Annotated in this window: 22 protein-coding genes; 17 read left to right on the forward strand and 5 right to left on the reverse strand. The window is 55.0% G+C overall.

What is annotated here, in order from left to right; all coding sequences use genetic code 11:
• Positions 1-23 precede the first annotated feature (23 nt).
• The 7 genes from fabG to SDD30_RS14515 all read left to right on the forward strand — a co-directional run bounded on the left by fabG (position 24) and on the right by SDD30_RS14515 (position 6,302).
• Positions 24-764 (forward strand): 3-oxoacyl-ACP reductase FabG, encoded by a 741-nt coding sequence (gene fabG, locus SDD30_RS14485; RefSeq protein WP_434075648.1) that lies wholly within the window; start codon positions 24-26, stop codon positions 762-764.
• A gap of 27 nt (positions 765-791) precedes the next feature.
• Positions 792-1,640, forward strand: a complete 849-nt coding sequence (locus tag SDD30_RS14490) for a 3-hydroxyacyl-CoA dehydrogenase family protein (RefSeq protein WP_434075649.1) — start codon at positions 792-794, stop codon at positions 1,638-1,640.
• 81 nt (positions 1,641-1,721) lie between these two features.
• Positions 1,722-2,957 (forward strand): ABC transporter substrate-binding protein, encoded by a 1,236-nt coding sequence (locus tag SDD30_RS14495; RefSeq protein ID WP_434075650.1) that lies wholly within the window; start codon positions 1,722-1,724, stop codon positions 2,955-2,957.
• A gap of 70 nt (positions 2,958-3,027) precedes the next feature.
• On the forward strand, positions 3,028-3,894 hold the full coding sequence (locus tag SDD30_RS14500; RefSeq protein WP_434075651.1) for a branched-chain amino acid ABC transporter permease: 867 nt from the start codon (positions 3,028-3,030) through the stop codon (positions 3,892-3,894).
• A 2-nt stretch (positions 3,895-3,896) separates the two neighbouring features.
• A complete protein-coding gene (locus SDD30_RS14505) occupies positions 3,897-4,880 on the forward strand; it encodes a branched-chain amino acid ABC transporter permease (protein WP_434075652.1) in 984 nt (327 codons plus the stop codon).
• Positions 4,880-5,611 (forward strand): ABC transporter ATP-binding protein, encoded by a 732-nt coding sequence (locus tag SDD30_RS14510; protein ID WP_434075653.1) that lies wholly within the window; start codon positions 4,880-4,882, stop codon positions 5,609-5,611. Before SDD30_RS14505 ends, SDD30_RS14510 begins: the two co-directional genes overlap by 1 nt.
• Positions 5,598-6,302, forward strand: coding sequence for an ABC transporter ATP-binding protein (locus tag SDD30_RS14515; RefSeq protein WP_434075654.1), 705 nt, complete (start codon positions 5,598-5,600; stop codon positions 6,300-6,302). The genes SDD30_RS14510 and SDD30_RS14515 overlap by 14 nt, the downstream gene beginning before the upstream one ends.
• A 19-nt stretch (positions 6,303-6,321) precedes the next feature.
• Here the strand turns inward: SDD30_RS14515 and SDD30_RS14520 are convergent, their stop codons facing one another.
• Both SDD30_RS14520 and SDD30_RS14525 read right to left on the reverse strand, forming a co-directional pair.
• A complete protein-coding gene (locus SDD30_RS14520) occupies positions 6,322-6,537 on the reverse strand; it encodes a DUF3006 domain-containing protein (RefSeq protein ID WP_434075655.1) in 216 nt (71 codons plus the stop codon).
• A gap of 213 nt (positions 6,538-6,750) precedes the next feature.
• Complete coding sequence (locus SDD30_RS14525) at positions 6,751-7,824, reverse strand: ComEC/Rec2 family competence protein (protein WP_434075656.1); 1,074 nt, start codon at positions 7,822-7,824, stop codon at positions 6,751-6,753.
• A 348-nt stretch (positions 7,825-8,172) separates the two neighbouring features.
• On the opposite strand from SDD30_RS14525, the gene SDD30_RS14530 reads away from it, so the two are divergent.
• The 10 genes from SDD30_RS14530 to hemL all read left to right on the forward strand — a co-directional run bounded on the left by SDD30_RS14530 (position 8,173) and on the right by hemL (position 21,003).
• Positions 8,173-10,677, forward strand: a complete 2,505-nt coding sequence (locus SDD30_RS14530) for an O-antigen ligase family protein (protein ID WP_434075657.1) — start codon at positions 8,173-8,175, stop codon at positions 10,675-10,677.
• 145 nt (positions 10,678-10,822) lie between these two features.
• Positions 10,823-11,791 carry a polyprenyl synthetase family protein gene (locus SDD30_RS14535; RefSeq protein WP_434075658.1) on the forward strand — a complete coding sequence of 323 codons (969 nt, stop codon included), beginning with the start codon at positions 10,823-10,825 and terminating at the stop codon, positions 11,789-11,791.
• A complete protein-coding gene (locus tag SDD30_RS14540) occupies positions 11,791-12,435 on the forward strand; it encodes a precorrin-2 dehydrogenase/sirohydrochlorin ferrochelatase family protein (RefSeq protein ID WP_434075659.1) in 645 nt (214 codons plus the stop codon). The genes SDD30_RS14535 and SDD30_RS14540 overlap by 1 nt, the downstream gene beginning before the upstream one ends.
• The gene (gene hemA, locus SDD30_RS14545; RefSeq protein WP_434075660.1) at positions 12,411-13,739 is read left to right on the forward strand and encodes a glutamyl-tRNA reductase; all 1,329 of its coding nucleotides are present in this window, start codon (positions 12,411-12,413) and stop codon (positions 13,737-13,739) included. The genes SDD30_RS14540 and hemA overlap by 25 nt, the downstream gene beginning before the upstream one ends.
• Positions 13,732-14,664 carry a hydroxymethylbilane synthase gene (gene hemC / locus SDD30_RS14550; protein WP_434075661.1) on the forward strand — a complete coding sequence of 311 codons (933 nt, stop codon included), beginning with the start codon at positions 13,732-13,734 and terminating at the stop codon, positions 14,662-14,664. Before hemA ends, hemC begins: the two co-directional genes overlap by 8 nt.
• Positions 14,654-16,174, forward strand: a complete 1,521-nt coding sequence (cobA, locus tag SDD30_RS14555) for a uroporphyrinogen-III C-methyltransferase (RefSeq protein ID WP_434075662.1) — start codon at positions 14,654-14,656, stop codon at positions 16,172-16,174. Before hemC ends, cobA begins: the two co-directional genes overlap by 11 nt.
• Positions 16,175-16,310: 136 nt before the next feature.
• Entirely contained in the window at positions 16,311-17,495 is a 1,185-nt protein-coding gene (locus SDD30_RS14560) for a radical SAM protein (RefSeq protein WP_434075669.1), read from the forward strand.
• The gene (gene hemB / locus SDD30_RS14565; RefSeq protein WP_434075663.1) at positions 17,492-18,466 is read left to right on the forward strand and encodes a porphobilinogen synthase; all 975 of its coding nucleotides are present in this window, start codon (positions 17,492-17,494) and stop codon (positions 18,464-18,466) included. The genes SDD30_RS14560 and hemB overlap by 4 nt, the downstream gene beginning before the upstream one ends.
• 23 nt (positions 18,467-18,489) lie before the next feature.
• The gene (nirJ2, locus tag SDD30_RS14570; protein WP_434075664.1) at positions 18,490-19,518 is read left to right on the forward strand and encodes a putative heme d1 biosynthesis radical SAM protein NirJ2; all 1,029 of its coding nucleotides are present in this window, start codon (positions 18,490-18,492) and stop codon (positions 19,516-19,518) included.
• 171 nt (positions 19,519-19,689) lie between these two features.
• On the forward strand, positions 19,690-21,003 hold the full coding sequence (hemL, locus tag SDD30_RS14575) for a glutamate-1-semialdehyde 2,1-aminomutase (RefSeq protein ID WP_434075665.1): 1,314 nt from the start codon (positions 19,690-19,692) through the stop codon (positions 21,001-21,003).
• 425 nt (positions 21,004-21,428) lie between these two features.
• On the opposite strand, the gene SDD30_RS14580 is transcribed toward hemL, so the two are convergent.
• From SDD30_RS14580 to SDD30_RS14590, 3 genes are read right to left on the reverse strand one after another with little or no spacing between them, the layout of a single operon-like run.
• Positions 21,429-23,414, reverse strand: a complete 1,986-nt coding sequence (locus SDD30_RS14580) for a molybdopterin oxidoreductase family protein (RefSeq protein ID WP_434075666.1) — start codon at positions 23,412-23,414, stop codon at positions 21,429-21,431.
• Between the two features lie 14 nt (positions 23,415-23,428).
• On the reverse strand, positions 23,429-23,746 hold the full coding sequence (locus tag SDD30_RS14585; protein ID WP_434075667.1) for an AzlD domain-containing protein: 318 nt from the start codon (positions 23,744-23,746) through the stop codon (positions 23,429-23,431).
• On the reverse strand, positions 23,728-24,432 hold the full coding sequence (locus SDD30_RS14590; protein WP_434075668.1) for an AzlC family ABC transporter permease: 705 nt from the start codon (positions 24,430-24,432) through the stop codon (positions 23,728-23,730). The genes SDD30_RS14585 and SDD30_RS14590 overlap by 19 nt, the downstream gene beginning before the upstream one ends.
• Positions 24,433-24,676 lie beyond the last annotated feature (244 nt).

The raw sequence follows: 24,676 nt of genomic DNA on the forward strand, positions 1-24,676 counted from the left end.
TATCAATAAAGGTGAGGATAATAATGAAAAGATTAGAAGGTAAAGTGGCCGTTGTCACTGGCGCCGGCCGGGGGATTGGTAAAGGTATCGCTATCAAACTGGCTGATGAAGGAGCGAAGGTCCTTATAGCCGATGTTATCATAGACAACGCCAATGCAGTCGTAAACGAGATTAAATCCCGGGGGGGCGACGCAGTAGCCTATCAGTGCAACATTGCCGAACGTGCAGAAGTAGAAAATATGTTTAAATACGTAGAAGAGAACATGGGTACCCTTTATTGCCTGGTTAACAATGCTGGCATCAATCGCGATGCCATGTTGCACAAGATGACTCTGGAACAGTGGGATCAGGTTATTGCGGTAAACCTTACCGGTACTTTTAACTGCACGCAGGTAGCCGCCCGGCTGATGCGGGAAAGGGGAACAGGTAGGATTATCAATATTGCTTCAGCGAGCTGGCTGGGAAATATAGGCCAGGCAAATTATGCCGCTTCCAAAGCCGGCGTGGTCGGCCTTACCAAGACAGCAGCAAGGGAACTGGCCCGGAAAGGAATTACTGCCAATGCCATTTGCCCGGGTTTTATCGATACCGATATGACCAGGGGAGTACCGGAAAAGGTCTGGGAAATTATGGTCAGCAAAATTCCCATGGGCCGGGCGGGCAAACCCGAGGATGTGGCCAACCTTGTAGCTTTCCTGGCTTCCGAAGAAGCAGGATATATAACCGGGGAAGTAATCAATGTAGGAGGTGGTATGGTACTTTAGCTTTAAAATTATTGGGAGGTTATTATTATGAGGGAGCCATTTCATATAGGAGTAGTTGGTGCCGGTCTAATGGGGGCCGGTATTGCCCAAACCTTTGCTCAAGCTAATTTAAATGTTACTTTAGTAGATATATCTGATGAACAATTAAAAAAAGGCCTAACAACAATCGAAAAAAATCTAAAACGGGCAATTGATAAAGGTAAACTTTCCACAAAAGATGCCACTCAAATACGAAATAGGATAACAACAGGAGCTACCTTATCTTCTTTAACAAAAAACGACTTAGTAGTTGAAGCTATAAATGAAAATTTAGAGGCAAAGAAAAACCTGTTCAAAGAATTAGATCCTATAATGCCGAAAGATGTAATTTTGGCCTCCAATACTTCCGGTTTATCGATAACTCAATTAGGAGCAATAACAAAAAGACCAGATAAAGTTATTGGAATGCACTTCTTCTATCCTGCACCGGTAATGAAGTTAGTTGAAATAATTCGCGGCCTAAGTACTTCCGATGAAACTTATAAGGTTATTTCCAATTTGGTGAACCGAATTGGAAAAGTGGGTATTGATGCACCTGATTATCCTGGTTTTATAGTTAACCGGATTTTAGTGCCTATGATTAACGAAGCAATCTTTTGTATAATGGAAGGAGCTAAACCTGAGGATATTGATGCAGGAATGAAATATGGCTGTAATCATCCTATGGGCCCAATTGAACTAGCTGATTTCGTCGGTCTCGATATTGTTTTAGCAACCATGCAAGGATTATATGATAATCTTGGCGATCCTAAATATCGACCTTGCCCACTCTTGAAAAAAATGGTTGAAGCCGGTCGCTTAGGTCGCAAATCTGGAGAGGGATTTTATAAATACTAGTATGTATTAATTCAAACGGTTAAAGGTTAGGTTGGTATAGGGTACAAGCCCTTACTAATAAATAACAAGGAGGAAAAATGTATGCGTAAAAAGATTGCCAAGAGATTAGTAGTTTTAGCAACCATTCTTTCTTTATTGTTGTTGATGTTAGCCGGTTGTGGTGGTACAGGAAATAAGGTAAACGAAGTAAAAATTGCTTTCCTAAATCCGTTGTCAGGCAGTAATGTGGATGCTGGTAAACAAGATCTTGATGCTGCTCAGTTAGCTGTTGAAGATATTAATAACGCCGGTAGAATAAAGGCCTTAGGAGGTGCAAAATTAAAACTGGTTGTATCAGACACTACCAGCGATCCTAAAAGCGCGGCTTCAGTGGCCGAACGAACATTTAGCACCGAAAAAATTGCCGGGGCCGTGGGAACAGGTATAACTGCACTTACTATGCCAATCCTACCTGTAGCAGAAAAATCACGTATACCTATTATTACCAATTCTATAAATGATCAAATCACTCAACAAGGATACAAATTTACCTTTCAGATTGCACCTAAAGGAAGTCAGTTCGGTAGCACGCAAGTTGAATTTTTAAAGTGGCTAAATGATAAATACAAACTTGGGATTAAGAATATCGCCGTTGTCTATGAAAACTCCGGATATGGGGTATCTACAGCGGCAGGAGTAAAGGATATCGCACAAAAAGCAGGATTAAATATATCCCTTTATGAATCTTATCCTCATGGTTTTACAGATGCTTCCTCTCTTGTAACAGATATTAAAAGATCTGGTGCTCAAGCACTTTTCCCGGTAGCCTATACAACTGATGCCAAACTGATTATTAATACTATGAAAGCAATGAATGTAACTATGCCAATTATCGGTGGTGGTGCAGGTTTCTTATGGCCAGCTTTTGGTCAAGAAATGGGAAATAATGTAAATGGATTTATTAGTGTTGCTTCCTGGAATTGGGATTCAAAAAACATCAGTTCTAATCCCGATCTTGCTGCAGTTCCAGAACGCTTTGAAAAGAAATATGGCTACTTTATGACAGAACATGCAGGACCAACTTATACTGCCGTTTGGCTTTTAGCAGAAGCGATGGAACAGGCCAAATCAGCTGATCCGATTAAGGTAAGAGATGCGCTGGCTAAATTAGATGTGAATAAGGGAATGCCCGCTTTAATGCAACCAGGACATGTTAAATTCGATGCTAATGGCTTCAATAGCCCTGTACACCCCGTAATGATTCAGTGGCAAGATAATAAACCTAGAACAGTCTTTCCAGAAAGTGATGCAACTCGTAGTTATCAACCTGCTAAGTAATAAATGCTAATTACGCGGAGGGGGGATAAGCTCTCCCCTCCTATAATCACTTTTTTGAGGTGGATATATAATGGATACATTGATCCAAACTATTATTAATGGGTTGATGATCGGTGGCGTGTATGCTTTAGTAGCAGTGGGTTTAACATTAATTTTTGGTGTCATGGGTATTGTTAATTTCGCTCAAGGTGAATTTGTAATGCTAGGGATGTATGGTAGCTGGATACTTGCGAGTTTATTTCGTATTGCTCCTTATCCCGGCATATTAATTATTGGCCCCTTAATGTTCTTCGTAGGATTTTTAGTTTATAAAATCCTAATATCACGCGTAGTAGGAAAAGGTGATGAGGCCTATATCCTTCTGACTTTAGGGCTCTCAATCTTGTTGCAAAATTTGGCTTTAATAATATGGGGAGCCGATTACCAATCTGTTGCTACCCCATTAAAAGATGCTGCTCTTCATATTTCCCACATTTCTATACCGATACCGCGTTTAATAGCATTTGTTATCGGTCTGGGCATGATAATTGGTTTAACATATGTATTAAATAAGACTGATTTAGGACGAGCTATGCGTGCTTGTGCTGAGAATCGCGAGGTGGCTTGCCTATTAGGTATTAACCCTAATCAAAGTTTCATTATTGCTTTTAGCCTAGGCATAGTATTAGCTGGCATAGGCGGTTCATTATTAACACCCATGTTTTATGTTTACCCGACCGTAGGCGTGCTTTTTAATACAACAGCCTTCATTGTAGTGGTCCTTGGTGGGATGGGAAGTGTAGCAGGGGCACTCCTAGGTGGATTGATTATAGGTATAGTAGAAGCCCTTACAGGAACCTATATCTCCTTAGACCTATCCCAACTAGGTACCTTCGTTATTTTTCTCCTTGTTTTATTTCTACGCCCGAGCGGTATTTTCGGGAGGAGTGTACGTTAATAATGAAACAAAAAATTAATTATCGTTATCTAATTTATGCTTTAATGTTACTGGTCGCTTTAATTTATCCATTACTCGTTAGTCAACAATATTATGTACATGTGTTTATTATGATATTTATTTTTGCCGCTGTTGGTGTGGGCTGGAATTTAATAAGTGGATATGCAGCACAATTATCATTGGGACATTCGGCTTTTTTTGCCATCGGTGCTTACTCGGCTGTATTACTGGTGACTTACAAAAACCTAACACCGTTTATAGGTGGATTATTAGGTATTCTATTAGCTATAATTGCGGCCCTAATTATTGGTTATCCCTGCTTCCGTTTGAGAGGGCCGTACTTTACTCTAGCAACAATTGCTTCTGCTGAAATTATACGCATATTGTTGTTGCATTTTCAAAATTTTACCGGGGGTGCTAATGGCGTATCAATTCCTTTTAAAGGTCAGCAACCCCTTTTTCTTCAGTTTTATGATAAAGCTCCCTATTATTATCTTGCTTTAGGATTGCTTTTAGTAGTTCTTATCCTTGCTAATAAGGTCCAAAAAGCAAGGATAGGATATTATTTAACTGCTATACGAGAAGATCAAGATGCAGCTGAATCTTTAGGTATAAAAACCCATCAAGTAAAATTGGCTGCTTTGCTTATTAGTGCTGCAATAACAGCTGTTGCTGGTATATTATATGCTTTTGTTATTGGATACATCGATCCTGACAGTGTAGGAGGATTAAATCTCTCTATCGAATTTGCAGTAATAGCTATAGTTGGGGGAATAGGCACTCTTTGGGGGCCTGTAATCGGTAGCGCTGTTGTTATTTTATTAACGGAACTAACCAATATGTATTTAGGATCTGCACGAAGTGGTATCAGTATGGCTTTATATGGGTTACTATTAATTTTTGTTATAATCCTAAGGCCGAAGGGTTTAATATCTCTATTTAGTCGTAACCCTAGAAATAAAGGCCTTAAGGAGGGTAAATTTTAATGACCTATTTATTACAAGTAAAAGGCCTATACAAATCCTTTGGCGGCATCAAAGCCATAAATAATGTGTCGCTAAAAGTACAAGAAGGAGAAATCGTCGGCTTAATTGGTCCTAATGGTTCCGGTAAATCTACTTTTGTAAACCTTGTCTGTGGCCTTTATCATCCGGATGCTGGTCAAGTACTATTAAAAGGAAATGAGGTCACTGGTCTTGATGCTGCAACTATAGCATCTAAAGGGGTGGCCCGAACATTCCAGGCCTCACGTCCGTTTTTAAACCTTACTGTAATGGAAAACGTTATAATAGCTGCTTTATTGCATGAACCCCTATCAAAAGCAGAAAAAAAAGCTGAGGAAATAATTAAATTTACTGGTCTGGAGAAATATAGAGATATAAAATGCGCAAGTTTACCTATAGAAATTAGGAAAAGGTTGGATATAAGCCGGGCTTTAGCAATAAACCCATGTTTAATAATGCTAGATGAAGCAATGGCAGGTTTAAACCCCAAAGAAATGGAAGAAGGTATAAAACTCGTACAAAGAATTAACCAAGAAGGCATTACCGTAATATTTATTGAACATGTAATTAAAGCGGTTATGGCCCTTTCTCATCGAATTATAGTACTAAATCAAGGTGAATTATTAATTGAAGGTGACCCTCAAACTGTCATTAATGATGAAAAAGTTATTAAAGCCTATTTAGGGGATGGTTTTGCTCATGTTACAAATTAATGAACTGGTAACTGGTTATGGTGATATGAAAGTGCTACATGGTATATCCCTACAAATCAATGATGGTGAGACTGTTGCCCTTGTGGGTTCTAATGGTGCTGGTAAAACAACGTTATTGAGAGCTATTTCAGGTTTAATACCTATATGGTCTGGGTCTATTATACTAGATAATAAGAATTTAGTAGGAATACCAGCTCACGCAGTACCATCTTACGGTATCGCTCACATTCCCCAAGGACGTGGCGTTTTGGGTACTTTGTCGGTATTTGATAATTTAATGCTTGGGGCTTATATTCCCGCGGCTAAGGCTCAACGAAAAGAAACTTTAGAAGAAGTTTTTAGGCTCTTTCCTATACTAAAAGAACGACAGAATCAACTAGCGGGTACCTTAAGTGGCGGTCAGCAACAAATGTTAGCCATTGGACGTGCATTAATGTTACACCCAAAAATTTTGATCCTTGATGAACCTTCCTTAGGGTTGGCTCCTATAGTTGTTGAAAGCGTTTTTAAAATAATTACCGATATTTCTAAGCAAGGCGTTTCTATTCTAGTAATAGAACAGAACTTAATAGAAGCTTTAGGTGTATCCTCAAGGGGTTATGTTTTAGAAACAGGAAAAATAGTTATGGAAGGTAGTAGTAAAGAACTACTTGCTAATAAGCGTATTCGTGAAGCATATTTAGGAATCTAAAGCTTAAATGCATTGCACATTACTTCGCAAACACCTCGTCCGCCAGGGAGCGGACTTCTTTTTTGCGCCGGAGGGTAGCTTCATTGTCCAGGACCACGGCGAGTTTAATGACGTCCCCCTCTTTGGCAGCCCGGGGCAGGAGAGAGCGGGGCAGGGTAAAGGTTTGGCGGCCGTATTCAATGACAGCCGCGTCCTCTTCGAAACGGTCAATGACCAGTAGTTCCTGGCGGGGCATCGTATTATTACTCCTTTCGTTAATTACCTTCATTTTATCACGATTTATCATGATGGGATAATCACTCTGATTATCCTATTTTCCCATCTCAAGCTACCGGTCCGGGGACACAGCGGGGGTAAAATACCAGACCGCCTCGCTTTTCCGTCACCCTGGGGGTTCATCCCCAAAGACAGGGCACCGGGCGCCATGATCATGCCAGGCATAGTAATATCACGGCATGGTAACCTTCTCTCCGTCAGAAACAGCCGTAATTGTTCCCTCTTGGTCGGTACGGTAGATCTTCGCCCCGGCTTTTTGCAGGCGTTGCAAGGTCTGGACGTGGGGATGGCCGTAATCGTTGCCCTGGCCGACGGAGATCACAGCATACCTGGGAGACACGGCTTTTAAAAAAGCGGTACTGGTGGCGGTACGGGACCCGTGGTGGGCAACCTTCAGTACATCGGCTTTTAAGGGCTGATGTGCGGCCAGCATCTCCTGCTCGGCAGTAGTACCGGCGTCGCCGGTAAAGAGGAAGGTCGTCTTGCCATAAGTAAGATGCAGAACGGCGCTGTAATCGTTTAGATCCTCATAGTTGCTTTTCGCCGGGCTGACAAAGGTGGCCTGAACGTCTTCTCCCAATGGCAGGCTAGCACCGGCCTTAGCCTCCGTAGCCTGGAGGCCTTTATTTTTTATCGCCAGCAATAGATCCCGGTAGGTATCTGTATTATGGGTCACCCGGGGCAGGTAGACTTTCCCCACCGGGAAGGCAGCAATGACCTGGGCTAGGCCGCCGATATGGTCTTCATGGGGGTGAGTGCCGATAACATAATCTAGTTGCGTCACCCCATATTCCTTCAGGTTCTTAATTACCGTAGGACCGGCTTCGTTGCTGCCGGCATCGATTAAGATATTCTTGTTGTCGGGTAACTGCAACAGAATAGCATCCCCCTGGCCCACATCCAGGAAATGGACGCGCAATTTACCGGCCGCATCTAGAGGTGGGGTAGGAGTAGCGGTGGGTTCCGGTGAGATAGCAGTGTCCGAAGTGGCTGCTGGTACCGGCGTAGCATCAGGCGCTTTAGCGGAGGCAAATATCTGGTTGAGAGGATGCGGATTATCTACCGGGGAGGGGGGGCGGGTTCCTCCGGGGTTCGCGGCAGCTGCTGCTACCGAAAGGATAAAGGCCAAGACGGCATATAGGATCTGGCGCCGGGCTTTTTTCCCGGCGCGGCGGATGAAGTGCCACCCGGCATTTACTACCAGTATCAGGGCCGCCAGCAGGGCCAGGATGCTTAAAGTCGTCATTATTTTTCCTCCGCAATTATATCAACATGGGCTCAAAATTTGCTAACCGAGAATCACTACCGGGGGCTGTGATGCCCACCTTATGGCGACGTACTTTACTTTCCAGTAGAAGTCCATTCCAGAAGTATGGAAAAGATAATAGGTAATATAAGGATAGCACCAGAGCCCCACGGCGTCAAAGGAATCTGGTGTAGGCGCCCCTGGATGGGACTGGTGCAAGTTAAACATCCATCAGGTCAAACTAAAGTACAGACTATGATTCTTGCCTCTGGCAGGAAAAGGGCTCCCCCGCGGCGAATGAAATGTAATGGATACTTAAGAAAGATGCTACAGGAAAGGGGCCGCCGCATGGCACAGGTACACAACAAAAAAAGTAAAGATAATCGCCGGGGTAAGGTTATCCCCCTGCAAAAAGCGATAAATAAAGGTCCGAGGGGCAGGGTCAAGGACCAGTCGTCCAGAGAAGCGGCAACAGGCAGCCCGGTGGCTCCCTGGCGCCGCCAGCAAGGCCAGGACACGGCAAGGGAACCCTTCTGGCCGCAGGGGGGCAGTCAAACCCTGATGGTCGTAGCCTTTGCCGGCCTGCTGCTCCTGCTATTTTACCCGCCTTTCTTCCGGGGATTGTTCTTTCCGGTGGAGCAGCGCTGGACCCTGATGCTGGCAGCCATTCTCTTTTTCCTTACTTACCTCTGGAAACTCTCCCGCCGAGAGACGGCCTTTCTCACCCGGCCCCTGGATTTTGCGGCAGCAGCCCTGGTGGCAATCTACATCCTGGCGGCTATTAAACCGGCCAGCCGGGGCCTGGCCATGGCCGAGGTCGCCAAGATAGCCCTGTACTTCCTGACCTTCTGGCTGACCTCCCGCCTGGCCGGGCAGCGGCGTACCATCTACATCATCCATGCCCTGTACCTGGCCGCCGTGGGCGCGGCCCTGGCCGCCCTGTTGACGGCCACGGGGCTGGTCAATATCAAGGACGGTTTTGTCGGCGGGCGTTTTTATTCCACCCTGCAGTACCCCAATGCCCTGGCCAGTTATGTAGGCGCTGGCGCCATCCTCGGCTTTTACCTCTGGGCCCGGGCGAGTAATCCCTGGCGCTACCCCTATGCTGCAGCCAACTACCTGTTGCTCATGGTTTTCCTGGGGACTGGCTCCCGGGGCGCCTATTTGATCTTCCCGATAATTGTTTTCCTCTACTGGCTCCTCACCCCCGGTGGTTACCGGCTTAATACCCTGGCCCACCTGCTGGTCAGCGCTGCCGCCGCCCTGGTGGGGATGGTACGCTTTATTCCCCTGGCTACAGCCAAGGCCTACGGGCCGGCCTGGGGCTGGTTTGCCCTAGGATTGGCGCTAACCCTGGTTGGCCAATTGCTTATCCAGGGGGCAGGCCGAGTGTTAATTACACCCCGGGCCCGGGTAGCAGCCGGGGTAGCCGTCCTGGTCGTCCTGGTAGGAACGGGTGCCTTTTTCATCCAGCACCAGCTGGCCGTCACCCCTGCCTCCAGCGGCGGACAGGCTACCAACATCGTCACCAGGATCCTGCCGTCCCAGATCCGGGCCCGCATCCAGGATATTAACCTGGAGACGAAGAGCAGCCGCGAACGGCTTCTCTGGACCGGTGACGCCTTGAAGATGATCCGTGAGCGGCCGATCCTGGGCTTCGGCGGTGGCGGCTGGGAAGCGGCTTACCGCCAGTACCAGAGCTACTTCTATAATTCTACCCAGGTGCATAATGATTACGCCCAGGTAGCTGTAGAGACGGGCTTGCTGGGCCTGGGTGTCCTGGCGCTAATATGGTTGCTATTCTTGCTGGCTACAGCCGGCAACTACCGTCACAGCCGGGGTCCGGAGCGCCTCCAGGCCCTGGCCATCGGCATAGCCGCCCTTAACCTGGGGCTCCATGCGGCTATCGATTTTGACCTGGCCCTGGGGGCGGTTTCCATCATGCTCTGGGCCTGCTTCGGCCTGAGCCGGGCCCTGGAAGGCCAGCGCCTGGGGCCGGAACCCGTACTGCCTGTAAACGTATTTAAAAACCAGCAGCTGGCCTGGACAACGGCCGCAGCCATCGCGACCCTGGTGCTGATCCTCTTCGCCGGCTCTTACCTGGCCGGGGTTGCCAGTGCCCGCCAGGCGGCCGCCGCCCTGCAGCGGCAGAATATTGCCGCCACGACTGCCTACCTGGAAGAGGCCAGCCGCTATGACCCCTTTACTGCTTCCTATAACAGCGACCTGGCCGGTATTTATCTGCAACAAGGGAAAACTAAGGAGGCCCTGGCCATGGCCCTGGCCGCCAGCGCCAAAGACCCCTACAACCTGGCCGTCTTAAATCGCCTGGCTGAGGTCTACTGGCAGGAGGGTGCTGTTGATCAGGCTGTGGCCACCATGGAGCGGGCCCGGCAGCTGGCCCCCTGGGCCGGGGCCGGTTGGGAGAACCTGGGCCAGGCCTATGACGCCGCTGGTGTCCGCTATCTCCAGACCGGGCAACGGGATAAAGCGCGGCAGATGTTCCAACTGGCGGCTGCCCTGCCTGGGGCCGTTGAGGCTAAAGTGAATACCCTGGGGGAATTTAAAGACCTGCACCAGCCCGGTGGTGTAGCCTTAACGCCAGCCATCCAGCTACGGGCTGGGATCGCCCAGTACTTCCTGGGGCAGGAGCAGGAGGCGGCCGGCAACCTAGCGGCGGCAGCTAAAGATGGACAGCTCCAGGCTGAGGCCAACCTGTGGCAGGCCGTGCTGGCCTTCCACCAGGGGGATAACGTCCGGGCCGGCCAGCTCCTGGCCGGGGTGCAAAAGGCCAACGCCAACCTGGCGAAACAATACGACCAGCTGAAAAACCTGCCCGTCCTGGGGAGCTGAAAAGCCCCGATTCGGACAGTCAAGTAGGCGCACCATCTGTCTGCCTTTGTCCAATTCGTCGGTAATAAACCAGGGCTGATCCCGGCATGAGGGAGTTCGCAAGAAAAGATTCGGCAAGGAAAGCTACAGGTGGTATAATCTAATTATGAAGGAGTTAGCCCTCTGGCAGGAGGTACAAGCCGATTTACAACAGATAGAGGCTGAACTGCTGCGGCAGATTGACGCCCCTGACCCGGTCTTGAGCCAAGCCGCCCGGCACCTGGTCCAGGCGGGAGGCAAAAGACTTCGGCCGGCCTTTGCCATCCTGGCGGCCAAGTGCTGTGGGGCTACCCTGGAAGACGTCTTACCACTGGCTGTGGCCCTGGAAATGATTCATATGGCCACCCTGGTCCACGATGACGTTATCGACGCTTCACCTATCCGCCGCGGCCGCCCGACGGTCTGGGCCCGCTGGGGTCAGGAACTATCCCTGCATACAGGGGATTATCTCTTTGCCCGTTCACTAATCCTGGTCTCGACCTATGACGACCCGCGGATACCCTCGGTGCTGGCTAGCGTCAGCGTCAAAATGGTCCAGGGCGAAATCCAGCAACTGGCAGCCACCTTTGACGTCGCCATCACTCTGAGGGATTATCTGGATCGTATTTATCGGAAAACAGCTTTATTGATAGCCGCCAGTTGTGAACTAGGGGCCATCGCTGCCGGGGCGAATCCGGAAACTGTTCGCCACCTGCGTTACTACGGTCGCAACCTGGGCCTGGCTTTTCAGATTACCGATGACGTCCTGGATCTGGTAGCCGACCCGGAACAGCTGGGTAAACCTACCGGCGGCGACCTGCGCCAGGGGGTCATTACCCTGCCGGCTATCTATGCCCTGCAGGCCAGCCCGAAGAAGCAAAAACTTATCCATCTCCTGGGAAAGCGGGATAAAACCCCGGCCGAAATTCAGGAGGCCATCGAGATAATTAAGGAATGTGGCGGTATTAAATATGCCCTGGGCGTAGCTGAGGGTTACCTAGAGCGGGCCAGGCGCCAGGCATCTTACCTACCCCCGGGGGCAGCCCGGGATACCCTCACCGGCCTGACTTATTATGTAAGGACGCGTGGTTTTTAATGGGCTTATATCCGCTGGTTATGGAGCTCACCGACCGCCCCTGCCTAGTTATTGGTGGGGGTAATGTTAGCGAGCGTAAGGTTTTGAATTTACTGGAAGCAGGAGCTAAAATCACCATTGTTAGCCCCCAGGTAACCCGTACCCTGGCGGATCTCGCCCTGGCCAGCCAGGTAGCCTGGTGGCGGCGGGAGTACCGGGAGAGTGACCTGGAAGGGATGGTTTTAGTTTTTGCCGCCACTAATAATCCTGACCTCAACGCCCGGATTGCTGCAACTTGCCATCAGGCCGGCATCCTGGTCAATGTTGCCGACAACCCAGAGCTGTGCTCTTTTAATGTCCCAGCAGTTGTCCGGCGGGGGGATTTGCAGATTGCTATCTCTACCGCCGGTAAAAGCCCGGCCCTGGCCCGCCAGCTACGCAAGCAAATCGAAGCCGAAATCGGTCCCGAATATGGGCCCTGGGTCGATTTTTTAGGTGAACTCCGCCCTTTTCTCAAAACCGTGTGGCCCCATGATCCCCACAGGCGGGAAGAACTCCTGCGTCGCCTGGCGGGGGACGAGATTCTATTTCGCCTGGTGGCCCGGGGCAAGGAAGAACTGGCAAAGGAGCGAGTTAAACAGTGTTTATCGTTGCCACCGGTTTAAACCATCGCACAGCGCCGGTGGCCGTCCGGGAGCAGCTGGCCTTTGCCCGTCACGGTCTGCCGGCTGCTTTATGTAAATTAAAAGGAGAAACCGGGGTAGCCGGTTGCGTAATTTTGAGTACCTGCAACCGGACGGAGGTTTATTTAGCCTGCAGCCAGGAGGAAGCCGGCCTCAGGGCGGCAAAAAACTTCCTGGGCCGTTCCTGCCACCTGGCTGCAGCGGAATTAGAGGGATATCTCTATACCTTTAATACCCATCACGCAGTCCGTCACTTGTTCCGGGTCGCCGCCGGCCTGGATTCCATGATCCTGGGCGAAGACCAGATCCTGGCCCAGGTAGCGGAGGCTTACCAGGTGGCCCGGGAAGCGGGAACGACCAATAACGTCCTCAACACCCTCTGGCAACAGGCTATCACTGCCGGTAAGAGAGTCCGCACCGAGACGCGCATTGATGCCAATACCGTCTCCGTCAGTTATGCCGCCGTGGAACTCGCCCGCCAGGTTTTTCATGATGACCTGGCCGGACGGACGGTTTTAGTGGTCGGCGCCGGCAAGATGAGCACCCTGGCAGCCCGTTACCTGAAGGATAAAGGCGTGGCTACAGTCCTGGTCTCCAACCGGTCCTATGACCGGGCCGTTGCCCTGGCAGACGCCATTGGCGGCCGGGCTGTACGCCTGGATGCCCTGGAGGATTACTTGAGCCGGGCTGATATTGTCATCAGTTGCACAGCGGCCAGCCATTATATCCTGCACCGGGAGCAGGTGGCCCGGGCCGTGGCGACGCGCCCGGGGGTGCCTCTGATGCTCATTGATATCGCCGTACCCCGGGATATCGAACCGGCAGTCGCTGGCCTGCCAGGGGTCAAGCTCTATGATATTGACGATCTCCAGCAGGTGGTCCTGGCCAACCTGGAAGAAAGGAAGAAAGCCGCCCGGCAGGCCGAGGCCATTGTTACGGCCGAGGTGGAGGCTTTCTTCCGCTGGCTGGGTTCCCTGTCCGTCGTACCTACTATCGTGGCCCTGAAGGAAAAAGCCAGCGCCATCAAAGACGCCGAGGTGCGCCGGGCCTGCAACCGCCTGGGGGAATTGACACCCAGGCAGCAAAATATAATCGCCGCCATGGCCAATACTATTGTCAACCAGCTCCTCCATGAGGCCGTCGTTAACTTGAAGACAGCCGCCCTGACTTCCCGGGGGCACCTTTATACCGAGGCCCTGCAGCAACTCTTCGGGCTCCAGGTTAATGACGACCGGCCCGCGGGAGAGAAAGCAGCCAGGGTAGAAGGAGGCCATAGATTTGATTGAACTGAAGGTCGGTTCCCGGGAGAGTGAGCTTGCCCGCTGGCAGGCCCGCTGGGCCATCCAGGCCCTGGAAAAGGCCTGGCCTGGCCTGCATTGCCGCCTGGTAACCTTGAAAACCAAAGGGGATAAAATCCTCGATGTGGCCCTGGCGCGCATAGGCGATAAGGGCCTTTTTACCAAAGAGTTGGAGCTGGCCCTCCTGGAAGGGGCCATTGACCTGGCCGTCCACAGTATGAAGGACATGCCCACGCTCCTGCCGCAGGGCCTGGCCATCGGCGCCGTGGGCCAGAGGGAAGACCCGGCTGACGTCCTGATTTCCCGGGATGGTTATACCCTGGCCAGCCTGCCCATCAAGGCCCGGGTGGGTACCAGCAGCCTGCGGCGTAAGGCCCAGCTGGCTTACGCCCGGCCGGACCTGGAACTGGTGGACCTGCGGGGCAATGTACCTACTCGCCTGGCCAAGATGGAACGGGATGGCCTGGCGGCCATTGTCCTGGCGGCTGCCGGAGTCAAGCGTTTATATCACGGTCAGACCCTAGGCGAACCTATTCCCTACCATATCTGCCTGCCGGCCGTGGGCCAGGGGGCCATCGGCGTCGAGACCCGGGCTGATGATCGCCGGGTAACCGAACTGGTAGCTGCTATTAACCACCACCCCACGGCAGCCGCCGTCCGGGCGGAAAGGGCCTTCTTGCGGGCATTAGAGGGTGGCTGCCAGGTACCCATCGGCGCCCTGGCTACCGTAGAAGACGAAGCCCTGGTGGTGCAGGGCATGGTGGCCAGCCTGGACGGGCGGGAAATGCTGCGGGATATTGCTTCCGGCAGCACCCGGGATCCGGAGACCGCCGGCCGGGAGCTGGCGCGGAAACTCCTGGTCCAAGGGGCGGGGGAGATTTTACAGGAGGTCAGGGCTAAAGGTGGAAAATAGTAAAGGCAAGGTATATTTAGTCGGTGCCGGCCCCGGCGATGCGGGCTTGTTAACAATTAAAGGTAGGGAATGCCTGGCCCGGGCAGAGGCCGTTGTCTACGATCGACTCCTCAACCCGGCCCTGCTGGCTTGGGCGCCCCCGGAAGCAGACAGGATTTATGTCGGCAAGGCTCCTGACCGTCACGCCCTGAGCCAGGAGGAAATTAATGTTCTCCTGGTCAGCCTGGGACGGCAGGGGAAGCAGGTCGTGCGCCTGAAGGGGGGCGACCCCTTTGTCTTTGGCCGCGGCGGGGAAGAAGCCCTGGCCCTCCAGGCGGCGGGTATTCCTTTTGAGGTAGTGCCCGGGGTGACGGCTGCCGTTGCGGTGCCGGCCTATGCCGGCATCCCGGTAACCCACCGGGGCCTGGCTTCAACCATAGCCTTGATAACCGGTAATGAGGACCCGCGGAAAGAAAACAGCGCCATTAACTGGGAAGGCTTGGCCCGGGCCGTGGACACCCTGGTCTTTTTGATGGGCATGGCGAACTTGCCCCATATCGTCGCCCGCCTGCTGGCCTGCGGCCGTCCACCGGAGACGCCGGTGGCCCTGATCCGCTGGGGCACCAGAGCTGAACAGGAGACCCTGGTAGCTACCCTGGCGGATGTCGAAGGCCGGGCTCAAGCAAACGGCTTCAGCAACCCGGCCGTTATTGTTGTCGGCCAGGTGGTTAATCTGCGGGCCAACCTGGCCTGGCTGGAAGGTAAACCCCTTTTCGGCCGACGGGTGGTCGTTACCCGTCCAAGACCCCAGGCTGCCGGGTTATCCCGGCGCCTGGCGGAAATGGGTGCGGAAGTCCTAACCATGCCGGTAATCAGGACAGAGCCCCCTGCCGACTGGCAGCCCCTGGATGCGGCCCTGGATACCCTCCAGGACCTGGACTGGATTATCTTTACCAGCGCCAACGGCGTTCGCTATTGCTGGCAGCGCCTACTGGCAAAGGGGCGAGATGTCCGTTCCCTGGCTGGAATTAAAATAGCGGCCATCGGCCCGGCTACCGCCCGGGCCCTGCAGGAACGGGGCATCCGGGCCGACTGGCAACCAAGGGAGTACGTGGCCGAAGCGGTAGCCGCGGGGCTGGGTCCCTTGCTGGCCGGACAGCGGGTGCTCCTGCCCCGGGCCGACATCGCCCGGACCTTTCTGGCGGCGGACCTCCGCCGCCGGGGGGCGAAGGTAACCGAGGTGGCAGCCTACCGGACGGTAATGGTGCAAGAAGACGCCGACTGCCTGAAAGATATGCTGGCCGAAAACAAAGTGGCAGCCGTCACCTTCACCAGTTCTTCAACGGTTAAGGCTTTCCTTGGGCTTTTAGGGGAAGAGGCTGGGGAATTGATGGCCGGCGTCGACGTTTTCTGCCTCGGCCCGGTTACCGCGGCCACGGCCAGGGAAGCCGGCCTCGAAGTAACCGCCACAGCGGCGGAATATACGGAAGAAGGCCTGGCGCAGGCTATAGAGGCTTATTATAAAAGTTAAGCCATCCCCACCGCCGAGCAAGGCTCTACGCCTCGTTTGCTCGCCGGAACCATGGAGCCTGTAGCCTGTAGCACCAGCCCGCAAGAAGAAACCACTTATAACCATTTTTGGCAAAACCCAAGGCAGGTGATAAGAACTGATCAGCCTGACCAAACTACTTTTTAATGATAACTACTATGGTGACTCCCTGCGTTACAGCCAGGAGGCCAGGGGATCAACTGCCGGCGCCCGCCGGGACAGCGGCCCGGTAGTCGTTTGGAACTGTACCCGGGCCTGCAACCTGCAGTGCCGCCACTGTTACGCCGGCGCCGGGAACGAGGCGGCCCCGGGGGAAATGACCACAGCAGAGGCCAGGGACTTCCTGGACCAGCTGGCGGCTTTCCGGGTACCGGTTCTCCTCCTGTCCGGGGGGGAACCCCTGATGCGGCCGGACGTCTTTGACCTCATGGCCGTAGCCGTACGCCAGGGCCTGCGGGTCACCCTCTCCACCAACGGTACCCTTATCGATCCCAGCGTCGCCAAGGAACTGAAGAAAATTAATGTCAGCTATGTTGGCATCAGCCTGGACGGTGTCGAGGATAAGCACGACGCCTTTCGGGGTGTCCGGGGCTCCTTCCAGGCGGCCCTGGAGGGGGTCCGCAACTGCCTGGCTGTGGGCCAGCGGGTGGGCCTGCGCTTTACCCTCAGCCGGAACAACGTCGACCAGCTGGAAGAAATCTTCTACCTCCTACGGGAAGAGAATATCACCCGGGCCTGTTTCTATCACCTGGTCTACAGCGGCCGGGGCAGCAAACTGGCCGGCGAAGACCTGGATCATGAAAAAAGCCGGGCGGCCATGGATTTCTTGATCGACGCGACCCGGCGCCTGAAAAGGCAGGGCCGGGATGTAGAGATCCTAACGGTGGACAACCACGCTGACGGCATCTATTTATATTTGCGGCTGCTCCGGGAGGACCCGGAAAGGGCGGCTGCCGTCCGGGAGTTATTGCGCTTGAATGGCGGCAACCGTAGTGGTATCGCTATCGGCGCTGTCGACTGGACCGGTGCCGTCCACCCGGACCAGTTCACCATGCACCACACCCTAGGTAACGTCCGGGAACGGCCCTTCGGCACCATCTGGACGGATTTAAGCAACCCCTTGCTCCGGGGCCTGCGGGACCGCAAACCCCTGCTGAAGGGTCGCTGCGCAACCTGCGCCTGGCTGGACCTCTGCAACGGCAACTGTCGCGCCCGGGCGGAGAGCGTCGCCGGCGATTTCTGGGATGCCGATCCAGCCTGCTATTTGACGGAAAAAGAGATTGCCGGAGGTGAATTAGCATGACAGGTTTTCCTATTTGCCGGCCACGGCGCCTGCGCCAGAACGAAACCCTGCGGGCCATGGTCCGGGAAACCGACGTTAACGTCCGTGACCTGATCTACCCCCTCTTCGCCATCCACGGGCGGGGGGTGAAGAACCCCGTACCTTCCCTGCCCGGGGTTTACCAGCTTTCTGTTGATAACCTGGTGCCAGAGGTTGAAGGGGTAGTGGCTGCCGGGATCCCGGCCGTCCTGCTCTTTGGCATTCCGGCCATGAAGGATGAAGTGGGGTCTGGCGCTTACGACCCCCGGGGCATCGTCCAGGAGGCCACCAGGGCCATCAAAAAGGCTTACCCCGAGCTGCTGGTCCTTACCGACGTCTGCCTCTGCGAGTATACCAGCCACGGCCACTGCGGCCTGGTGGACGACGGCCAAATCTTGAATGACCCGACCCTGGAATTAATCGCGAAAACGGCCCTCTCCCATGTGGAAGCCGGGGCCGACATCGTCGCCCCCTCGGATATGATGGACGGCCGGGTGGGGGCCATCCGCCAGCTTCTGGACGCCCACGGCTTTATCCAGACACCCATCCTGGCCTACTCCGCCAAGTACGCCTCCGCCTTTTACGGTCCCTTCCGGGACGCCGCCGGATCGACGCCCCGGTTCGGCGATCGCCGGGGCTATCAGATGGACCCGGCCAACAGCGACGAGGCCCTGCGGGAGGTCGAACTCGACCTCCAGGAAGGGGCCGATATGGTCATGGTCAAGCCGGCCCTGCCCTACCTGGATATTATCCGTCGGGTGAAGGACAACTTTAACGCTCCCCTAACGGCCTATCAAGTCAGCGGCGAGTACGCCATGCTGAAAAGCGCCGCCGCCAACGGCTGGCTGGATGAAGAAAGAACTGTCCTGGAAACCTTGACGGCCATTAAACGGGCCGGGGCGGACCTCATTATCACTTACTACGCTAAAGAAGTAGTTAAGTGGCTTAAGTAAACGAGATAGGGGTTTTAGCAACCGTGCTTTTATCTTGGAATACCACCAACCAGTGCAATCTTTACTGCGACCACTGTTACCGCGACGCCGGGGCCCGGGCTGTTGATGAGTTGACTACTGCCGAGGCCGGCAACCTCATTGATGAGGCCGCCAGGTCCGGCTTCCGGATTATGATCTTCAGCGGCGGCGAGCCATTGCTGCGGCCCGACCTGCTGGATTTAATCGCCCGGGCGGCAGCCAGGGGCCTGCGCCCCGTGCTGGGTAGCAATGGTACCCTGCTGACCCCGACCCTGGCCCGGGAGTTAAAGGCCGCCGGGGCCCGGGCCGTAGGGATTTCCCTGGACAGCTGCGACCCCGGCTGCCACGACCAACTGCGGCGACAGGAGGGGGCCTGGCAGCAGGCCGTGGCCGGTATGGCGGCCTGCCGGGAGGCCGGCCTGCCCTTCCAGCTCCATACCACCGTTTTCGATTGGAACCAGGACGAACTGGAACAACTGACCGATCTGGCGGTGGAACTGGGGGCTATGGCTCATCACTTCTTTTTCCTGGTACCCACTGGCCGGGCGGCAAGCATTGAGGCCGAGTCGCTGCGGGCTGCTGAATACGAAGCCACCCTGCGGCGTATCTTACTAAAGCAACAGCAGGTTGCTATCGAGTTAAAGCCTACCTGCGCCCCCCAGTTCATGCGCATTGCCCGGGAGATGGGGATCCCGGTGCGTTATAACCGGGGGTGCCTGGCCGGTATTGCCTATTGTATCATCAGCCCGCGGGGTGATGTCCAGCCCTGCGCCTATTTGAACCTGCCGGTGGGCAACGTCCGGGAGGTGCCTTTCAGCCGCCTCTGGCAGGAGAGCCCGATCTTCCAGCGCCTGCGGACCGAGAACTACAGCGGCGCCTGCGGCCGCTGTGGCTATAAAAAGATCTGCGGCGGCTGCCGGGCCCGGGCCTGGTATTACCACGGCGATTACATGGCCGCCGAACCCTGGTGCCTTTACCAGAGCCGGCAGGATAATGTTACGCCGGGAGGCCACAGGGCCCCTCCCGGTGCTTAACTACCACCGCTTTTTAGATTCGGCCGTGCTTCCCTCGTTAAAAGGCTTTTATATCGTTTAAGCGGCATTAAAACAACTGCGGCCGTACGACCCTGGCGGCATCAGTAGTGCATCTAGAGTGGTAAAAGGCTGTTTTTAAGATCGAAAACCAGCAGGAAGGTGGGAGCTTCTTTGATCGATCCAGAAGCCCGGCCGCGGTCGGCGGCTGCCTACGCCGAGGCCATCAAGCTTATGCCCGGGGGCGTCAACAGCCCGGTCCGGGCTTTTAAATCCGTGGGCCTGACCCCGCCCTTTATCCAGCGGGGGGAAGGGGCTTATCTTTATGATATTGACGGCCATAAATATATCGACTACGTTCTCTCCTGGGGACCCCTGATCCTGGGCCACCGGCACCCGGAGGTCATGGCCGCCCTGGAAAAAGTAATCCAGACCATGGGTACCAGCTTCGGCGCCCCTACGGAACTGGAAAACGATCTGGCCCGGGAGATCACCGCCGCTATGCCGGCCGTGGAGATGGTGCGCCTGGTCAACTCCGGGACCGAAGCTACCATGAGCGCCCTGCGCCTGGCCCGGGGTTATACCGGTCGGGAAAAGGTAATCAAATTCGCCGGCTGTTACCACGGCCATGCCGACTACTTCCTGATCCAGGCCGGTTCCGGCGCCCTGACCTTCGGCGTCCCTAACAGCCCCGGGGTCCCGGCTGCCACGGCCGCCAATACCATCGTCGCCCCCTATAACGATCTGGCAGCCGTGGAGGCCATCTTTCACCAGTCAGGTGAGGATATCGCCGCCGTCATTGTCGAGCCTGTTGCCGGGAACATGGGTTGCGTCCCCCCGGCGCCGGGTTTCCTGTCCGGGCTGAGGGCCATAACTAATCAGTACGGCAGTCTGTTGATTTTTGATGAAGTAATGACCGGATTCCGGGTGGCCTACGGCGGCGCCCAGGCCCTCTATAGGATCCCTCCCGACCTTACCTGCCTGGGGAAGATCATCGGCGGCGGCCTGCCGGTAGGGGCCTTTGGCGGCCGGCGGGAGATCATGGAACGCATCGCCCCGGCCGGGCCGGTCTACCAGGCCGGTACCCTCTCCGGTAACCCCCTGGCCGTCAGCGCCGGCCTGGCGACCCTGAAGGTACTGCAAAAACCGGGTACTTATAATCGCCTGGAAGCCCTCTCCGCCCGCCTAGCTGATGGCCTGGCAGCCGCGGCCGCGTCTGCCGGGGTCCAGATGACCCTCAACCGGGTAGGAGCTATGTTCACCACCTTCTTTAACCCTGGCCCGGTAACGGATTATGCCACCGCCACGGCCAGCGATACCCTAACCTTTGCCGCTTACTTCCGGGCCATGCTTCGCCGGGGCATTTACCTGGCTCCGTCCCAGTTTGAAGCAGCCTTTATGTCCCTGGCCCATACGGAAGCCGACATCGACCGGACTATCACAGCCGCCCGGGAGGCCTTCCAGGAGATAACTGCCAATGACCAGTAGAGCCGCATTTTGTACGAAACCCTCAGGGGAGGGCTAACGCCCCCCTCTACGAACCAAGAAATGTAGGCTGAGGGAAGGGACTGGCCGGCACAGGCGAAGGGCGACTTGGTTCATGGCAGTTTATTTCGGAAGAACCACTCATGGGGGATAGTCACCGCTGTAAACAGGAGAATAGGCAGGGGTAGAAATTTTTTAACAACCATGTATAAGATTAACCAGGGAGGTTATAATAGGAATACACACTCACTTCTTCAAAGACCTCCTTGAGCCAGCAGGGCCTTGAGCAATGACGTTCAAGGCCCTGTTGGTTTTCTTGGAAAATAAACGCCCGGCCGCCAAAGGGCCGGGCGTTTTTTGATGCCAGGTAAAGTAACATCCGGCTGCGGCCAATTTAAAGCCCACGGCCATCGGTCTGTCGCCGCCGTTTAAAGGGGCCGGATGGCCACCCGGTGGCCGTAAAAGGTGCTGCCCCCACCCAGATCGGTTAAATCATCGCCAACGACACTGTTGATGTTGCGCCCGCCAGGGGAGTGCTGGCACCACCAGACACCGGGGGCAACGACGACGCTCGGGGGCACATCGTTACTGGCCTGTACCTGGAGGAGACAGGAACCAAGCTGGTTATAAACCTCCACCAGGGCACCCTCAACCAGGCCCCTTTGCCGGCAGTCATCGGGGTTGACCAGAACCCGGGGACCGCCCTCCCGCTCCCGCAGTTCGGCCAACTGCCTGAAATTGGAATTCAGAGCGAAGGGGGCCGGGGTCGTCAGGAGGTAGAAAGGGTAGCGCTCCGCCAGACAGCCATCATCTGGTAACCGGTAAGCAGGTAAACCAGCTGTCGGGCCCATCAGCTCAACCTTCCCCGAAGGGGTGACAAATCCCGGCGCCGATTTTAATTTCACCGGTCGCCCGGCCGCCAGGGCTTCCCGCTCCTCAGGGGTGAGGTCTACCCTCTGGAGAAGAACGTCGACCATCTCGGCTTCAGAACGCCGGAAGATATCCTCAGCAAAACCCAGGGCGCGGGCCAGGAGGCAGAAGGTCTGCCAGTTGCTGCGCGCCTCCCCTGGTGGCAACAGGATCGCCCGGGTGCGCTGGAGGTAGAAGTGGCCGTAGCTACGGTAGAGATCCTCCTGTTCCACAGCAAAGGTAGCCGGCAGGATAATGTCGGCATAAAGGGCCGTATCCGTCAGGAAACGCTCATGAACCACGGTAAAGAGGTCCTCCCGCCGCAGGCCCACCAGGACGCGGTTTTGCTCCGGTGCCACGGTGGCCGGGTTGCCGTGATAGACGTAGAGGCTCATAACAGGCGGCTCCAGGCTACCGGTCAAAACCTGGCCCAGCTGGACCATATTTATAGCCCGCACCGGCCCCTGCCGCAGGTCTGGCCTGGTTATGGCCTCCAACCTGACGGCACTGCCGCTGCCGGAACTCTGCAGGGCTCCGCCGCCGGGTTTACCATAGGCCCCTACCAGGGCTGGCAGGGAGGCAACGAGGCGGACGGCCAGGCCCCCCTGGCGGTGGCGGGAAAAGCCGTGGCCGATACGGATAAAGGGCGCCCGGGCACGGCCATAGGCCCGGGCCAGATTAATAATGGTGGCAGCCGGAACGCCGGTAAGTTCCGCTACCCGGGCCGGGGAATAAGGGGGAAGGATGCGGCAGAGCTCTTCGTAGCCGGTGACGTGGGCGGCGATAAAATCCTTATCAACTAGGTCTTCCGCTACCAGCACCTGAATCAGGCCCAGGGCCAGGGCGGCGTCGCTGCCGGGCCGCACCAGGACGACCTCATCGGCCAGGGCCGCCGTCCGGGTGCGGTAGGCGTCGATGACAATGAGCGGGGTTCCCTTTCTCCGGGCCTGTTGCGCCAGGGACATTAAATGAATACTGGTAGCGGCCGGGTCCATCCCCCAGATGATAATCAAGTCCGCGTCAACAATGGTCTCCGGGTCGCTGCCCCAGGTGGCACCCAGGACCTGCTGCCAGCCGGCCTCGGCGGCCGGGGAACAGATGGTGCGCTGGAGTTCCGCAGCCCCCAGGCGGTGGAAAAAAGGATGGCCGGCATTGCGCTGGAGAAGACCCATGACCCCGGCGTAAAAGTAGGGGAGGATCGCTTCCGGACCATAGCGAGCTATAAGCTCCCCCCAGCGGCCGGCAATGGTTTCCATGGCCTCTTCCCAGGAAATAGGGGTAAACAGGCCGCTGCCTTTGGGGCCGTTACGCTTCAGGGGCGTCAGGATTCGCTCCGGAGAGTGGATCAATGGCCCGTAATGGCGCATCTTGGCGCAGATAAAGCCCCTGGTATAGGGGTGCTCCGGGTCACCCCTGACTCCCTTCACCCGGCCATCATTGACCTCCAGGAGGAGGCCGCAGGCATCGGGACAGTCCAGGGGGCAGACGGAACGATAGGTGGTCAACGGTCAATCCCCCTTTACATCCAGTGCTGGATCAAGACCATGGCCGCCATGCCCGTTAAAATAGTCAGGGCCATACTGCGGGTCTTGACAGCTATGATCCCTGTAGGAATGGCTGCCAGCAGGTAAGGATTACCACCCAAGGCCAGCTTGCCCCCGGGCAACAGGAGCCCTGGGGCCAGGAGGGCGGCCAGGACAGCCGCCGGGATATAGCGTAACCAGCGTAAAAAGACCTCCGGCAGCTGTGCCCGGCTTAAGAGAACCAGGGGGAGCATCCGCGGCAGGTAGGTTACCAGGGCCGTACCCAGGATAAGGATTAAGATCTGCCTGTCCATGGTTCCAGGATCACCCCCAGGGTAGCTGCCAGGATAGTAGCCAGGATAATGTTCCAATTCCAGGGCCAAGCGATGGCGATGGCAACGGAAAAAATAGCCGCCAGCCCGGCAACCAGCAGCATCTTTTTATCTTTTAGCTGCATGACTAACAGGATGATGAACATGGCCGGCAGGGCAAAGTTAAAACCGAACCTGGCCGGATCACCGATGAGGTTGCCAGCCAGCCCGCCCAGCAAAGACGCCAGGACCCAGGAGAAGTGGGCTGTCAGGTGGAGACCGAAGTGGTAGGGGAGGCGGACTTCATGTTCAGCGTAGTGGCTGATGGCCACGGCGAAGGTCTCATCGGTGATCTCGGCGGCCAGGAGGGCCAGCACTCCCGGCTTGAAGCGCCGCAGGTGGGGGACGAAGGAAGCACTGAACAGCAGGTGGCGCAGGTTGACCAGGAAAACGGTAAAAATAATAGCCGCCAGGGCGACACCGCTACTCAGGAGACTAACGGCAATAAACTGGCCGGAACCGGCATAGAGAAGGACGGACATCAGGACCGTTTCCCAGAGGTTTAACCCTGCCTCCCGGGCCAGGACGCCATAGGCGAAACCCAGGGGCAAATAGCCCAGGACAATGGGCAGGGCGGCCCGGATTCCCCGGGCGAAATAAATGGTAAAACCTTCTATTTGTAGATCCACCGGCGTTCCTCCTCACCAGTCAATCTTATAATATACCCCCGTCAACGTCAATCCCGGTTCGCCTCTGGCCCGCCCAACTGTCACGCCCCGGGTTTCACGGCATATAATGGATTATAAACCATATTAAGGGAGGGCAACCCCATGGATTGGTTGCATAAGGTTCGCAGGGCTTTTGATCTGGACATGGAGGAAATTAAACTTTTCGCTGAAGCCGCCCGGGAGGCCCCGGTACCGGTAGCCCACC

Source organism: Moorella naiadis (nom. illeg.), from assembly GCF_051020825.1.
GTDB classification, from domain to species: domain Bacteria; phylum Bacillota; class DSM-521; order Neomoorellales; family Neomoorellaceae; genus Neomoorella; species Neomoorella naiadis.

Coding starts and splice junctions, on each gene's coding strand:
- fabG (WP_434075648.1), top strand. CDS start 24: ATGAAAAGATTAGAAGGTAAAGTGGCCGTTGTCACTGGCGCCGGCCGG.
- SDD30_RS14490 (WP_434075649.1), top strand. CDS start 792: ATGAGGGAGCCATTTCATATAGGAGTAGTTGGTGCCGGTCTAATGGGG.
- SDD30_RS14495 (WP_434075650.1), top strand. CDS start 1,722: ATGCGTAAAAAGATTGCCAAGAGATTAGTAGTTTTAGCAACCATTCTT.
- SDD30_RS14500 (WP_434075651.1), top strand. CDS start 3,028: ATGGATACATTGATCCAAACTATTATTAATGGGTTGATGATCGGTGGC.
- SDD30_RS14505 (WP_434075652.1), top strand. CDS start 3,897: ATGAAACAAAAAATTAATTATCGTTATCTAATTTATGCTTTAATGTTA.
- SDD30_RS14510 (WP_434075653.1), top strand. CDS start 4,880: ATGACCTATTTATTACAAGTAAAAGGCCTATACAAATCCTTTGGCGGC.
- SDD30_RS14515 (WP_434075654.1), top strand. CDS start 5,598: ATGTTACAAATTAATGAACTGGTAACTGGTTATGGTGATATGAAAGTG.
- SDD30_RS14520 (WP_434075655.1), bottom strand. CDS start 6,537: ATGCCCCGCCAGGAACTACTGGTCATTGACCGTTTCGAAGAGGACGCG.
- SDD30_RS14525 (WP_434075656.1), bottom strand. CDS start 7,824: ATGACGACTTTAAGCATCCTGGCCCTGCTGGCGGCCCTGATACTGGTA.
- SDD30_RS14530 (WP_434075657.1), top strand. CDS start 8,173: ATGGCACAGGTACACAACAAAAAAAGTAAAGATAATCGCCGGGGTAAG.
- SDD30_RS14535 (WP_434075658.1), top strand. CDS start 10,823: ATGAAGGAGTTAGCCCTCTGGCAGGAGGTACAAGCCGATTTACAACAG.
- SDD30_RS14540 (WP_434075659.1), top strand. CDS start 11,791: ATGGGCTTATATCCGCTGGTTATGGAGCTCACCGACCGCCCCTGCCTA.
- hemB (WP_434075663.1), top strand. CDS start 17,492: ATGACAGGTTTTCCTATTTGCCGGCCACGGCGCCTGCGCCAGAACGAA.
- SDD30_RS14585 (WP_434075667.1), bottom strand. CDS start 23,746: ATGGACAGGCAGATCTTAATCCTTATCCTGGGTACGGCCCTGGTAACC.